Annotated in this window: 10 protein-coding genes; 7 read left to right on the top strand and 3 right to left on the bottom strand. The window is 59.8% G+C overall.

Annotated features, from left to right (window positions below; genetic code table 11):
- Positions 1-98: 98 nt before the first annotated feature.
- Positions 99-1,100, bottom strand: a complete 1,002-nt coding sequence (locus CUJ90_RS03060; RefSeq protein ID WP_244219962.1) for a right-handed parallel beta-helix repeat-containing protein — start codon at positions 1,098-1,100, stop codon at positions 99-101.
- Positions 1,101-1,776: 676 nt separating this feature from the next.
- Here CUJ90_RS03060 and CUJ90_RS03055 point away from each other — a divergent pair.
- Positions 1,777-2,913, top strand: a complete 1,137-nt coding sequence (locus CUJ90_RS03055) for an MraY family glycosyltransferase (RefSeq protein ID WP_073431358.1) — start codon at positions 1,777-1,779, stop codon at positions 2,911-2,913.
- A 22-nt stretch (positions 2,914-2,935) separates the two neighbouring features.
- Here the strand turns inward: CUJ90_RS03055 and CUJ90_RS03050 are convergent, their stop codons facing one another.
- Entirely contained in the window at positions 2,936-4,075 is a 1,140-nt protein-coding gene (locus CUJ90_RS03050; protein WP_073431357.1) for a GNAT family N-acetyltransferase, read from the bottom strand.
- Between the two features lie 82 nt (positions 4,076-4,157).
- Here CUJ90_RS03050 and CUJ90_RS32290 point away from each other — a divergent pair, with 82 nt between their 5' ends.
- Positions 4,158-4,361, top strand: a complete 204-nt coding sequence (locus tag CUJ90_RS32290) for a hypothetical protein (protein ID WP_143031974.1) — start codon at positions 4,158-4,160, stop codon at positions 4,359-4,361.
- A 314-nt stretch (positions 4,362-4,675) separates the two neighbouring features.
- A complete protein-coding gene (locus CUJ90_RS03045) occupies positions 4,676-6,610 on the top strand; it encodes an acyltransferase family protein (RefSeq protein ID WP_073431356.1) in 1,935 nt (644 codons plus the stop codon).
- A gap of 3 nt (positions 6,611-6,613) precedes the next feature.
- Here the strand turns inward: CUJ90_RS03045 and CUJ90_RS03040 are convergent, their stop codons facing one another.
- A complete protein-coding gene (locus CUJ90_RS03040; protein ID WP_114161939.1) occupies positions 6,614-7,795 on the bottom strand; it encodes a GNAT family N-acetyltransferase in 1,182 nt (393 codons plus the stop codon).
- 434 nt (positions 7,796-8,229) lie between these two features.
- On the opposite strand from CUJ90_RS03040, the gene CUJ90_RS03035 reads away from it, so the two are divergent.
- From CUJ90_RS03035 to glmS, 4 genes are all read left to right on the top strand, one after another.
- The gene (locus CUJ90_RS03035) at positions 8,230-9,468 is read left to right on the top strand and encodes a GNAT family N-acetyltransferase (RefSeq protein ID WP_073432960.1); all 1,239 of its coding nucleotides are present in this window, start codon (positions 8,230-8,232) and stop codon (positions 9,466-9,468) included.
- A gap of 311 nt (positions 9,469-9,779) precedes the next feature.
- Positions 9,780-9,986, top strand: coding sequence for a hypothetical protein (locus CUJ90_RS32285; protein WP_143031972.1), 207 nt, complete (start codon positions 9,780-9,782; stop codon positions 9,984-9,986).
- Positions 9,987-10,330: 344 nt separating this feature from the next.
- Positions 10,331-11,581, top strand: coding sequence for an O-antigen ligase family protein (locus tag CUJ90_RS03030; RefSeq protein WP_073432959.1), 1,251 nt, complete (start codon positions 10,331-10,333; stop codon positions 11,579-11,581).
- 134 nt (positions 11,582-11,715) lie between these two features.
- A complete protein-coding gene (gene glmS / locus CUJ90_RS03025) occupies positions 11,716-13,533 on the top strand; it encodes a glutamine--fructose-6-phosphate transaminase (isomerizing) (protein WP_114161938.1) in 1,818 nt (605 codons plus the stop codon).
- Positions 13,534-13,627 lie beyond the last annotated feature (94 nt).

Here is a 13,627-nt window from a genome sequence, read left to right as displayed (position 1 = left end):
CAGCGCGTACCTCAAGCTATCAGCGCACCCTCTTCAGGTATGTTCGGGAGCGCACGCACGCACGACGGCCCAATCCAGGCGCGGCTGCGGCGAGCCAGCTAGGGGATGATCTTCTGATTGTTCACGACGATCTCCGGGCCGCTCACGCGGTCATAGTTCTCGCTTCTCAATGCCGCGAGGCGCGGCTTGACCCACACCGGCGAGTCGATCACGATGCGGCCTTTCACGATTCGGCCATTCAGTTCGAGCCCCGAGATGTTGACGGGGGAAACGGCCGCCGACTCGTCGCGGTGATTTGTTATTTCGATCTGAATGACCTTGGGGATCGGGCCGACGATCTCCTGCAAATACATCAGGATGCCCGTGCGGCAATTACGCGTGGTCGGGCTCACGACGCGGATTTTCTGCAACACATCGAGGTTGCTGTTCGGCTCGATATCCAGACCCGCCGACGGCATCGTCCCACCGATGTTCTCCCAGACCGGGTGCTCGAAAAGGATGTCGGAGCCGCTGATGATCGAGACGCCCTGGCGGCGGCAGCCGTACGCCCGATGGCCAATCACCTTGATGGCGCTGGGAAATCGGCCCTTGTACGTGTAGCTGTTGGCGATATAGATGCCATCGCCCCAGCATTCCGACGTGGTCGGCGCTATGAGCGTGACGTTCGAGCTTCCGGCAATCGAAATGCCCATGCCGTATCCGCCATTACGGGTATCTTTTGGCGCGGCATTCAACGCCTTGCTGCCGTCCAGCATCGCGCGTTCCAGCACGACGTTCTGCACGTCCCAGATGCGGATGATTTGATAGAAGGCTGCATCGTGCGGCAGCAGCTTGATCGACGCGCCTTGCGCGAACCGCACGCGGCTCCCGCTGCGCAGATCCAGGCCTCGCGCGTCGATGCGGCATGCGCCCGTGATCACCAGCGTCTTGCCGACTGATCGGTCGATGGCCGCCTGCAGTTGCGCTCGATCGTTTGCCTGTCCGTCGCCTACGACGCCAAACGCACTGGCCATCACGACCGGTTCGTTCGACGCGTTGTCCGCCTGCGCCGCCTGCGCCGCCTGCGCCGCCTGCGCCGCGTGTGTTATTCCCGCCGCCATCGGGCATGCCAGCAACGGAAGCGCGCGGACGATGCGCCGCCGCGCGACTGAAATCGATTGCCCGGTCTTGCGCGCATCTTGCGCCGTCCCCTCGCGGCGCCTCATTGCCGGCCCGCGGAATCAGGTTGCCGTTCGATAGCACACATGTCGTCTCCTCCGCGCGGGTTCATACGCTGGCATGGACATCGCCCGTCAAAACTTTAACTCACATTCTTAAACGAGCGAGTCGAAAAACACTAAGCGGTTACCCGGCCGTTCAATCACGCAATTCCTCATATATATTAATTCCCGCTTAATCAGTGTTATCCGCGCATCACATCTCCGATGGAACAAGCGTCCATTAAGCAAACCGCGGAACCTATGTGCGCTAGCAGACATTGGCCGCTGCGCGAGTGGCGTACTAACACGGTAATACGGCGGACGTGTGCGGTCTTTTGCTGATCGGGCCGGCCACGCTGCTATCTCTGTGCGTCGAATGAAGGTAAACCGCCATGCCAAATAATCTTGAACGCCCGCTTTTTCTGGCTATGATGAAACGGTCGCGGGATTGGCTGTTCATCTGGCTCGCTCATACGTAAGCATTATGCGAAACATATTCTTCACTAAACCGAAAAGTCGACGCAAAGCGCACTCCGTTCATGAGTCGTCCCATAGTTGAGCTGCCGGCCTGGATACCATGTTTAATCTCTCGCTTAGTTTCATTAGTTCTTTCCTCGTCACGATGCTGATCGTTCGCTATGCGGGCATGTTCGGCAAGTTCTCGATGGACTACGACTTGCACGGGGTGCAGAAGAACCACACCTACGCTGTGCCGCGAGTCGGCGGCATCGGCGTCGTGAGTGCAACCTGCTTCACCTGTTTCGTTGGCGCGCTGTTCGGAACCAATCCACGTGCCGAAACGATGCTGCTGTTAGCGGTCGCCGCGCCCGCCTTTTGCAGCGGCCTCGCTGAAGATCTGACCAAGCGCGTCAGTCCACGCGTGCGCCTGCTGCTCGCCATGGCAGGCGCCGGGCTAGGCGTGTATCTGCTCGATGCGGTAGTGGTGCGTGTGGATTTGCCGCTGATCGACGCGTACCTGACGTTCGCGCCAGTCGCGATAGGTCTCACCGTGCTGACCGTCGCCGGCCTCACTCATGCCATGAATATCGTGGACGGCATGAACGGCCTCGCCTCGGTCACCGCTATCCTGATCTTCGGCTCGATCGGTTACGTCGCGCACGAGGTAGGGGACTGGTTCGTGATGAGCGTCGCGCTCACCATGGTCGGCGCGATCCTGGGCTTCGTGATCTGGAACTATCCGATGGCATCGGTGTTTCTCGGGGACGGCGGCGCATACTTCGCCGGCTTCGTGATGGCGGAGCTGCTGGTGATCCTGATACTGCGTCATCCGAATGTGTCCGCCTGGTATGCCGCGGTCGTCACCATTTATCCGCTGTTCGAAACCGTCTTCTCGATCTATCGCCGGCGCATGCTCAAGGGCCGGCCAGCGAGTCAGCCCGACGGTTTGCATATGCATACGCTCGTCTACAAGCGCATCGCACGGCGCGGCGTGTATTCCGGTCACACCCGGCGGCGCGAGCGCGGCAATCCGACTGCGTCGATCTACCTTTGGGCAATGGCGCTGATCGGCATTGTGCCCGCCACACTCTTCTGGCAAAGCCCGCTCCTGCTTGCCTGCGCGGCGCTCGCCTTCGTCGCCGTGTATCTCTGGCTCTATAGCTGCATCGTGCGGTTCAGAACACCACACTGGCTGCTCATGGGCCACCACGAAGTGATTACCGCGTCCGCCCCTGACAAGACGCGGCACCACTGAACCGCGCGCGCGGCGCGCCGCCCTACGGCGAATGCACCGGATTCTGTTCGGGCGTTCGCCGGCCCGCGATGTTCGAGGTCACCGTGCGAAGTTGTTTGGCGACCTGCTTCGCCGCATAACCCGCCTGCCCCCAGCGGGTCGGAATGACGAGAAACGACGAAGTGAGGTACGAGTGCCCGGCGCTCCAGAAGGATTTGTATTGCTGGTCGCCTGGCCCGAAGTCCATGTCGAGCCGATTGTCGAATGCCCATTTCACGCAGTAATCGACAAGCACCGTTCCTGGTGTCAACTTCCCGTATCTGAGATCGTAGGTGTTGGCCACCAGATAAGCGCGCGTAGCCTGCACGGCGACGATATTCAAGGCTACCGGCTCTCCGGCCAGCGTCAGGACGAACAGGCGGAATACGCCAACACCAGACGAATCGTTCGACAACAGGCTGCGCCAGAACTTGCTGCTGGCTTCCGAAAAAGTCCACCGGCTGTCGATCAGATTGTGCTGCGCCCACTCGCGCTTGCGCAACACGAACCACTCGACGAGTGACGGCACGCGACTGTCGTTGACATCGATGATTTCAAACTTCACTTCATCATGCCTCGCGAGGCGCCGTTCCAGATACTCCGGCCGGGTTTTCTTGCGGCCCGGCAGCGCGCGCACAAACGTCTCCCACGGGCCCTGATCTCTCAATCTGGCGTAGGGTGTCGTTTCTTCGGTGCCTCGCTCGATAACACCATGGCGCGTCGCATTGCGACACAGCGGCGAGTCCGAGCGAATTCGCCATAGCTCGATGGCGTCGGCGCGAGTCGATTGCAGTGCCGCTTTCCATGCGCCATTCACGATCTGCTCGACGTCCCCGTCCGGCGAGGCAAGGATGTCACTGGGCGACCGGTTGGCGGGCGTAAGTGCTGTAGCGTACTTCCAGCAGCTTCTCCAGAACGTCATGAGAGGCCACACCACGACTAACCTGCCCTCGCGCCGTCCGGCGATGCAGTGGAGTTTGCGTCGGGATGCGGCGTCTTCCGCCTCAAGCGTGCCATGGCAGAAAGCGAAGGACTGGAAATACTCGCCTTCCGCGCGACGCCACAGGTCGTTCCAATCGGATTGCAGCGCGCGGAATCGGTCGATGTCACGAACGACTTCAAACGCGACGGGGCTCATTGCCATCGTGATACTCCTTTACGCGTCGCATCGTGCGTAGGGGGCGAGCGACGCTCTGTGGACCGCCCGTAAGCCGATCAAGCCGGCGATGGACCTGCCGCGCCATCGCAAGCGGCCACCCGTGAGTAGCGGCGCTTCCGCACTTTCCCGATTGAAGTGTGAGCAGTTCGACATCACGCTCACCATTGCAAAAGAGTCGACGAACGTGATCGTTCCGTTTGGCGGAAGAAAACCAGATATCGTGCGCACAGGCCGCGAAGTGCGGGATGAAATCACAAAGGTCACATTATGAAGGCTTGTCGTAAGCCGCTTCCTCCTATTCGGAGAGAAGCGTGCGCAAGCGCACATTGGCTATTCCTTTTTCCATTCATTAAGCGAGACAGTAATAGCCAGCGAAGTGGCGAACGTTCAATTGTCACGATTTTTCCGTAGGCGTTTCCCCGCGCCAAGCGAGCACTGAAAGCGTGCGCCATCGCACATCGACAGCTCGCCCGGGCGATGCATCATTCAACTCGGGTCAGCGTCCAGCCTCTGTGATCCAGGTATGTGAGGACCTCATCCGCCGACGTTCGCCATCGTCGGTTTATCGGCACCCGGGAGACTTCGATGAAATTCCGAAGTGACATCAACGGTCTGCGTGCCATTGCCGTAGCAGCCGTCGTCCTTTACCACTTCTCGGTGCCGCACTTTGGCGGCGGGTTTATCGGCGTCGACGTGTTCTTCGTCATATCGGGCTTCCTGATGACCGACATCATCTTCAGGGGCATCGACAAAGGCTCGTTCTCGGTTCTTACGTTTTACAGGTACCGCGCACGAAGGATCGTTCCCGCGTTGGCGGCAATGTGTTTCATGGTGTTGGCCATCGGCTGGTTCGTCCTTTTGCCTTCGGAGTTTCGCGCCCTCGGCAAGCAAGCCGCTGCCAGCATCGGCTTTTTCTCCAATATCTCGTTCTGGCGCGAGGCCGGCTATTTCGATGTTCGATCCCTCGATAAGTGGCTGTTGCATACCTGGTCGCTTTCAGTCGAGTGGCAGTTCTACCTGCTATACCCGCTCGTGCTTGTCGCGTTGAGAAACTGGCTGTCCGCCGCATGGTTGCGCAGATGGATCATGATCGGGACAGTGATTTCCCTTGCCACCTGCATCTACCTGTCCGCCCCAACGAGATGGCCCAGCGCGGCGTTCTATCTCTTGCCGACGCGTTCGTGGGAAATGCTCTTCGGCGCACTCGCGTATCTCTACCCGATACGCGCGCCCGAGCGTACGCGAGCGGCAATGGAGTGGGCCGGCCTTGGGCTGATAGCCTTTGCGCTATTGAGCTTCAACGCCGGAGTCAGTTGGCCTGGCTGGTTGACGCTATTGCCCGTGGCCGGCACGGCGCTGATCATCGCCGCGGCGCGAAGCACATCGTGGGCGACGAGCAACGCGGCCGCGCAATTCATCGGCAAGATTTCGTATTCGGTGTACCTGTGGCATTGGCCGATAGTCGTGGCGGAAAACTACTATGAAAAGGCCACTCAACCAGTGTGGATCGCAGGCGGCATTCTCGCTTCGTTCGTCCTCGGTTATCTCTCGTGGAAGTTCGTGGAATTGCGCACGCAAGGCAAGGCCGCCCCCTCTCATGCCTTTCTGCCCAGCGTTCCACTGCCCGTGACGCTTGCATTCGCGTTGCTGGTTTTCATCGGCGGCGGCGCGATCTACTACCGGCAGGGTGTACCGGAGCGCTTCGACCATTCGGTCTTCGTCGCGGACGAAGAAACGTACGACACCAATCCGCACCGTAGCGTCTGTCATATGCTCATGGATCCATGCGACGTATATAAAACGCAACTGGCGAGTCGTGCCGTGATTCTCGGCGATAGCCATGCGGACGCGCTCGCCGAGGCGGTGAACGCCGCCGTGCCGAACGGCAAGCGTGGCGACGTGATCCTGATCGCGGTGCAGGGTTGCCCGACGGTCGACGGCGTGCGCCGCGATAACGGCGAATGCTTCGAGGCCAACCGGAAATACATCCGTCTGCTCGGCAAACAATCGTCGAGGAGTCCGCCTGTCATTATCGTCAACCACTGGTCCGAATACATGTCGGGCGAATCCGCCAGCAAGCTGTCTTTTTCGGATACCAATCAACCGGGATACAAGGGCGAGCCGTACTCGGTCGATCAATACCGCAGGCACTTTCTATCGACCATGTGCGGTCTCGCTAAAACGCGGCCCGTCTATCTGGTGCAACCGGTTCCTGAATTCGACGTGAACGTGCCGAATACGCTCGCGCGCGAAAAACTCGCGGACCCAGGCGCCCCCGACCTGACGCTAGACATGGCTGAGTACTACAAGCGCAACGCGCGAGTGCTCAAGTTATTGCGTGAGGCACGCGATCAGTGCGGCGTCCAACTGCTCGATCCCACGCCGTATCTCTGCCCGGAGGGAAAGTGTTTGGGTTCCTACCAGGGAAGGCCGCTCTATTCGGACAGGCATCACATGAGCGAATACGGGAATCGTTTTCTCGTTCCGATGTTCAAGCAAGTGTTCGCGTCGTCGCAATAGACGTCACCCGCCACGTTTCAGTCGCCTTACGCGCTGGCGTACCGAACGTGATACGCATCGCCCCAGATGCAGGATGCTTCGCATCGCGGCATAGTCCGCTCTCGCCCGCTCGACCTCGAGCCGCGGAACCAGGGTTCCCCCGAAACCGCTGAGGAACTTGAGAATGCCGACATTGGAAATGCCGTCGAAGTCGAAAGTGAGGTTTTTTTCCCTGGCACTGCGCATGGCGTTCCATAACAACAGGCCGATGACACCGCCATGGGCACCTTCTTTTCTCGACGACAGCAGGTAATACATCGTGTGTTTATCCCATATCACCGCGATGGCGGAGCACAAGCTGCCGTCCGCCTGGTAGGCGCCAAGCACCATGCCGGATCCCCTCGAGATGAAGGCATCGACGAGTTGCCTCATGACGTGCGTGCCGTACACGTTGTCACGATTCCGGCGCGTCAAATTGGCATCGTAGAAGCTGACGAACAGGTTCGCGTCCGCTATCTGACGAACGGTGTGCTGTTCGCCGGCACGGCGAATCAGGTTGCGGGTATTCGGACGAAGTCCGGCCCATACCTCCGGCTCGGCTCTGCCGGGCTCGATCCGCATCGTATAGCTTACGGCGACCTCGAAGCCCAGCAACGCAAATCCCATGGCATCCGAGACGTGCGGATCGAACCGCTGGTGAAACAGCGCGCACTCCGGCAACTGCTCGACCAGGGCTTGCGTTGCACCGAAGCAATGACGCCAGTCATCGTCGCTCGTGCCTTTTGCTGCCGGAATCACGGGACCGAGCGTGCGCGTTAGCGGGGGCAAGGTCGAGAGGCGCCAGATGCCCTTGCGCGTCACGGTGTACGGCATTTCAGCGATCAGTTGACCGCGCTCATGAACCGACGCCAGCTTCCAGTTGCCCCCGGTCGCGATATCCAGCCACCAGGGCTCATGGAAAATCGAGCGCTCGTTCAGACCGGCGCGTGCGGCGTGGATGACAGTTGTCCTGGCGTTGCTCACATCGGTGCGCATCCGGTCGAGTTCGATTCGTGGTGCAGGCATCAGCTTCACGGAGACGTCTTCGTTAACCATGTTCACGGTACCAGCGTAACTGTCGCAAGCAGCCACATAAGGATTCAATCGGCTGGAGCGTTTACAGATAACGGGTTCAAATATCGACACGGCCGCCGAGGCTTCATTCATGAAACCCGTTATATAGTCGCTGCCCCGTCGCGCCTTGGCGCTCAACACCGCTATTGCGGCGTCACGTCAAATTGTAGTCACCGTCCTGAAACGAACCCAGAAAGTGCGGCAGACCAAGCGTAGCGGCAGTTCGAATGCACCACTGTGCGCGATCAAACACTCGTGATTCATCGCTACCGCGGCGAATATCGCTGTCTCACGTCCGATATCGCAACTCGCGTAACGCGAGCCGAACGTCGGCCGATCGCCGGTCATATAACTCGACACATAATGGAAAGCCGGCGATTCGGCGCGCTTTTTGCCTATTCGTCAGGTATGTTGGCAAACCCACATTTCCGCAGGTTGGAATGAGCAGAATATGGGCATGTGCCGATCACCTGGTATCTTGAGGTTTTCCATCGATCTCAGGTGACGCATCGGCCGCGGAGACCAAAATGCACAACCCGAAGTCGCATATCGAGATCATCTCTGACGTAGAGCGCTTTCGAGCGTTGAGAAACGAATGGGAGGATTTGTGGTCGCGAGCAAACGGTCGCTACCATGAGGCGTTCGCGGTCTGTTGGGAAAGCTGGCTGAATATTGCAGAACCGCGCGGCAGCAAGCTGCGGTGTATCGTTGGGCGCCAAAACGGCCGGCTCGTCATGGTATGGCCACTGGTCGTTACCCGGCGTGCATTGTGGAGAGTACTTCGCATGTTAGGGCCCGAGGCTGCCGATTACACGAGCATGCTGCTCGACCCGGAGGCCGACGCTCAATTACTGGTCGATCAGGCATGGCGCGCAGCCATGAAGCATTGCGGAGCGGATGTGTTGCGGGTGCCTTATCTTGACGAGAGATCCCGGCTCCACCGCATCATCTCGAGCGAGCGACATATCGTGTTCGGCGAGCAGCGCAGCGCCGCCATTGCAAGGCTTCGCGCGGAGACAGATTGGGGGTCTTTCGCCGGCGCCCTTGGCACGCTGTCGGGCAAGAAGCCGGGCGCGCTGGAAAGGCGGCTGGCAAAGCAAGGCAAGCTCGAGGCACGTCTTCTTTCGCCGGACGAAGCAGAAAGAAATCGCGAACTGGTCGACTGGACGCTCTCGCGCAAGCGTGAATGGGCATCGCGCGTGGATAAGCGGGGCGCGTGGCTATATTCGGCCCAGTACCGGGACTTTCTCGTCTCGCTGCTCAACACGCAAGCACACGAGCCCGCAGCGCGCCTTTATCTCATCACACTCGATGATGTCCCGCTCGCCACGACGATCATCGGCATCGGGAAGTCCTCGATCAAAGGGCTGCTTACAGGTTTCGACCAACGTTACGCAAAGTACAGCCCCGGTCAGCTCGTCGTCGAGTACATGGTGAAGTGGGCCTTCGACCATCGCCTCGATTTCGATTTTGGTGTGGGCTCAGAGAGCTTCAAATCCTATTGGAGTCGAAACAACGCCGTAACCGTGGCAAGTGCGGAGGTTGCCGCGACAGCATGGGGGCGCGTCGCGTTTGGCGTCAGAAAACTCATTTCGCGAAACTCGGCCCTCGTCTCACGACTCCGGCAACCGTCGTTTGCTGAGAACGACGGCGCAACCGAAGCGCCAGATAGCGGTGAATGCCGAGGCGAAAAGCGCCAACGGACGAAGGAGCGACGCAACGCTCGAAGCGGCCCGACTCTTGTTGGCGCAGACGATGCAACGTGATCGGCCCGTGCGCCGATGAAATCCCCTCGGCTTTCGTAGGACGAAAGCCGGGCTATCGCCTGTCCGCACTCGAAGCGGAATCAGACGGGCCGTGGCTTGGGACCGTGTTCGCCTCTAGCGCGAATCCGCCCTGTTCCTCCTGACCAAGGCGTCAAGCGCCTTCCCTACCATAGTGCGCGATAGCGCACATATCGTCGTGCTACCATGTCTTCAACGCGCGCCGTCTCGCGCTGCGCTGCCGGAATGCGCATCGGCGCTTGCGGCATTCGGCTCAGTGAGATGCTGAAGATCTTCCATGTAGAGAGTGAGATATGGGTTTGCTCAATATCATCGGCACGGTCATCTTTCTGGCTGTTGTCGCCCTATCACTGCTGGCCGTCTTCGATGTTCTCTCCCTCAAGCCGGGTTCAAGACGGGGCCGCAATGGTACTCAGAAATCCGACTCGAAAACGCCTTCCCGCTCGCATTTGACGGGCGAAGAAGACCTTGCTGCCGAAAAACCTGCTCGTCGGCGCTGAACGTTTCCGTTCACGCAAAATAGCTGCCGCTTCCCCTCCTTCCCCGCTCCCGCCTTTCCGGCTCGACCGCCCCCTCTCCGTTCATATGTGTGATGCCGCACTGTGGTGCATGTGAGCCTGTATCACGCTTGACACACGAAATTAAGCCGTCTCGCAGCGCTTCTTTGTGATCGCGAGCGAGCTTGAACGGCAAGACTTCCGACTTTCGCGCCCTCGCTGGAACAGGCTTGTGCTGTCTGCAAAGGCATGACAAAGACGCCAGCGGAACGTGAAATGCGCGGGAAACGCGCCGAAGCGCAACATTGCCTGCCTTTGCGGGCTGGTATACGAAGGCAAGATCGCCCATGAGCCGCATTCTTCGTTTTCCGATCCTGTTTATCGCGCTGCTTCTGTCGTCGCTGGTGAGCCACGGCGCCTATGTTCAGATGGCTGGCATCCTGCTGCTGTGCGCGTACTGCATAGGCACCCACAGTACGCGTGCGGAATTGCTCGGACATCGAAACCTCATGCTGGCCGCAGCAGTGCTGGCGATCATTACCGGCTTCTTTCTCTATTACCTCCTCTTTCCCGTGGCGAACGGCGCGCCTGACCTTGAGAAGTCCGCGTTCAACAACTACGCATTCCTCGTCCTGGTCACGCTTTTCGTGCTGTGCTTTCATGCGCTCGTCGTTGCGACGCCCGACGAGCTGAGCGCTTCGCTCGTGGGACTTATCGTTCTCAATACCGTGGTCCAATTCGCGCAGACCGCGTCTCTGATTGCCACGAACAACTACATTGATTTCGTCGAGCCGGTGACCGGCGAGCCGTCGCGTTTTCACAATTACGAGGGTCTCAATCCTGTCTTTGCGTACCGACCGACCGGCCTGTTCATCGAGCCATCCACGTTCGGCGCAGTGATTGCCTCGTTGACGATTGGCTATGTGGTGCTGGGCAAGGTGCGTCAACGCGAAGCGCATTTCTTTCCCGTTTTGCTCGCGATCGTTGCGATGTTGATCACCCAATCGACAGCGGCCATCGTGCAATGCGCGTTGCTGATATTCGCCATTCTTCTCGTCAAGGGAAAGTCGGCCCGAGTGATGATCATCATTCTGTGCGTCGCTGCGTTATTGGCGGCTCCGTCTTTTTTCGAGGCGTATTTCAACAGCTTTGCGATGAAGATGGACGAGTCCTCCGCAATCCGACTGGAACTGCTGGACTACATTTATAACGTTCGCACCGGTTGGGACTGGCTCCTTGGCTACGGTCCCTTTACGCTCGAAAGCTCGCTATACCATCTCGCGAAACCGGGTGGCGGCGTGCACGTAGCGTCACTCAACGACGCCGGACTGATTCAATACTTCGTCGTGCGCTTTGGCATCCTGGGGCTGATCGTTCCCGCGCTGATGTTCATGAAGATGCGAAAGGACCTGCCGCATGTGCTGTTTTTTGTGGTGATCATGAGTCTGAAGCTCAACTATTCCGAGCCCGCGCTCTTTTTCGGGCTGCTCCCCTTGCTGATGCGCCTGCCGGCGCGCGCCTGCGCACCGCAAGACAGCGAAGCGGAAGTTCGCCTGCCCGTGCATCGAGCGTCGCCGGAACACCTAAGAGGAACATGACGGGGACGCGTGGCGTTTTCGGGCAGCCACGTGTCGAAGAACCGCCGGCTCGCCAATCGTCCACACGCCTCGATACGCGAGGACGAGAAGATTGATTCAGATTCCAGATTGCAACTCCGCTTGAGGCCTTCATCATGTGCGGCATTGTCGGCGCGGCAGCGCAAAGAAACATCGTTCCCGTCCTGATCGAAGGGCTGCGTCGCCTTGAATATCGCGGCTACGATTCATGCGGCGTGGCCGTACTGGCGAACGGCGAACCGAGACGCGCGCGCAGCGTGGCACGCGTGTCGGACCTCGACGGCAAGGTGCGCAACTCGCATCTCGACGGCGTCACGGGTATCGCGCACACGCGCTGGGCCACGCACGGTGCGCCCGTCACGGACAACGCGCACCCGATCTTCTCGCGCAATGAAATCGCGCTCGTGCACAACGGCATCATCGAGAACTACGAGGTGCTGCGCGAGATGTTGCGCGCCAAGGGCTATGAATTCGCCTCGCAAACCGATACCGAGGTAATCGCGCACCTCGTGCATAGCCTGTATCGCGGCAATCTGTTCGCCGCCGTGCGCGAAGCGACGCAGCACTTGCACGGCGCCTATGCGATCGCGGTGCTGCATAACGACGAGCCGCATACGGTGGTCGGCGCGCGCCGGGGTTCGCCGCTCGTCGTCGGCCTGGGCGAAGGCGAAAACTTTCTCGCGTCGGATGCGCTCGCGCTCGAGCACAGCACCGACCGCTTTATCTTCCTCGAAGAGGGCGATGTCTGCGAACTGACGTTCGACGGCGTGCGCATCGTCGATCGCGATGGCGAGCCCGCGGAGCGTGAGACGCGTCACGTGGAAACGTACGGCGGCGCGGTCGAACTCGGCCCATATCGTCACTTCATGCAGAAGGAAATTTTCGAGCAGCCGCGTGCGGTGACGGACACGCTTCCGCAAGCCGACACCTTCGACGCCTCGCTGTTCGGCGACAACGCAGCCGAGGCATTTTCGGAGATCGACAGTCTCCTGATCCTCGCGTGCGGCACCAGCTATTACTCGGGGCTGACCGCGAAGTACTGGCTGGAATCGGTCGCAAAGATCCCGACACAGGTGGAAATCGCCAGCGAGTATCGCTACCGCGAGTCGGTGCCGAATCCGAAATCGCTGGTGGTGGTGATCTCGCAGTCGGGCGAAACGGCGGATACGCTGGCGGCGCTCAAGCATGCGCAGTCGCTTGGGCACAAGCACACGCTCGCGATCTGCAACGTCGCGACTAGCGCAATGGTGCGTCAGACCGAACTCGCGTTCCTGACGCACGCGGGGCGCGAAATTGGTGTGGCGTCGACGAAGGCATTCACGACGCAACTGGTCGCGCTGTTCGTGCTGGCCGTGACGCTCGGCAAGATGCGCGGGCATGTGGATGCGGAACATGAAGCGGACTACATCAGGCATTTGCGTCACCTGCCAGCCGCGTTGAACAGCGTGCTGGCGCTCGAGCCGCAGATTATTGCGTGGTCGGAAGAGTTTTCGCGCAAGGAGCATGCGTTGTTCCTCGGGCGCGGCTTGCACTATCCGATCGCGCTCGAAGGTGCGTTGAAGCTCAAGGAGATCTCCTATATTCACGCCGAGGCTTATCCGGCTGGCGAGTTGAAGCACGGGCCGCTCGCGCTCGTCACTGAAGCAATGCCGGTGGTGACGGTCGCGCCGAACGACGCGCTGCTGGAAAAACTGAAGTCGAATATTCAGGAAGTGCGCGCGCGCGGCGGTCAGCTTTTTGTATTCGCCGATGCCGATACGAAGATCGTCAACGATGAGGGGCTGCACGTGATCCGCATGCCGGAGCACTATGGCCTGCTGTCGCCGATTCTGCACGTGGTGCCGCTGCAGTTGCTGGCGTATCACACGGCGTGCGCGCGGGGCACGGACGTGGATAAGCCGCGGAACCTGGCGAAATCGGTTACGGTTGAGTGACGGGCCAAGGCGCGTTGGCCGGCCCATTGGGCAGTACCATTAGCCACTCCACCGCCGCAGCCGGGTACTCGTCCGGCCACTCCTTTGTCGGAGA

Source organism: Paraburkholderia terricola (genome assembly GCF_003330825.1).
In the GTDB taxonomy this organism is placed as follows: domain Bacteria; phylum Pseudomonadota; class Gammaproteobacteria; order Burkholderiales; family Burkholderiaceae; genus Paraburkholderia; species Paraburkholderia terricola.
The sequence above is the reverse complement of the archived record's forward strand: the minus strand, read 5'-3'. Positions and strand labels throughout refer to the sequence as shown.

Excerpts from the sequence above, each read along its gene's own strand:
- CUJ90_RS03060 (WP_244219962.1), bottom strand. The coding sequence starts at position 1,100 with ATGGCGGCGGGAATAACACACGCGGCGCAGGCGGCGCAGGCGGCGCAG.
- CUJ90_RS03055 (WP_073431358.1), top strand. The coding sequence starts at position 1,777 with ATGTTTAATCTCTCGCTTAGTTTCATTAGTTCTTTCCTCGTCACGATG.
- CUJ90_RS03050 (WP_073431357.1), bottom strand. The coding sequence starts at position 4,075 with ATGGCAATGAGCCCCGTCGCGTTTGAAGTCGTTCGTGACATCGACCGA.
- CUJ90_RS32290 (WP_143031974.1), top strand. The coding sequence starts at position 4,158 with ATGGACCTGCCGCGCCATCGCAAGCGGCCACCCGTGAGTAGCGGCGCT.
- CUJ90_RS03045 (WP_073431356.1), top strand. The coding sequence starts at position 4,676 with ATGAAATTCCGAAGTGACATCAACGGTCTGCGTGCCATTGCCGTAGCA.
- CUJ90_RS03040 (WP_114161939.1), bottom strand. The coding sequence starts at position 7,795 with ATGAATGAAGCCTCGGCGGCCGTGTCGATATTTGAACCCGTTATCTGT.
- CUJ90_RS03035 (WP_073432960.1), top strand. The coding sequence starts at position 8,230 with ATGCACAACCCGAAGTCGCATATCGAGATCATCTCTGACGTAGAGCGC.
- CUJ90_RS32285 (WP_143031972.1), top strand. The coding sequence starts at position 9,780 with ATGGGTTTGCTCAATATCATCGGCACGGTCATCTTTCTGGCTGTTGTC.
- CUJ90_RS03030 (WP_073432959.1), top strand. The coding sequence starts at position 10,331 with ATGAGCCGCATTCTTCGTTTTCCGATCCTGTTTATCGCGCTGCTTCTG.
- glmS (WP_114161938.1), top strand. The coding sequence starts at position 11,716 with ATGTGCGGCATTGTCGGCGCGGCAGCGCAAAGAAACATCGTTCCCGTC.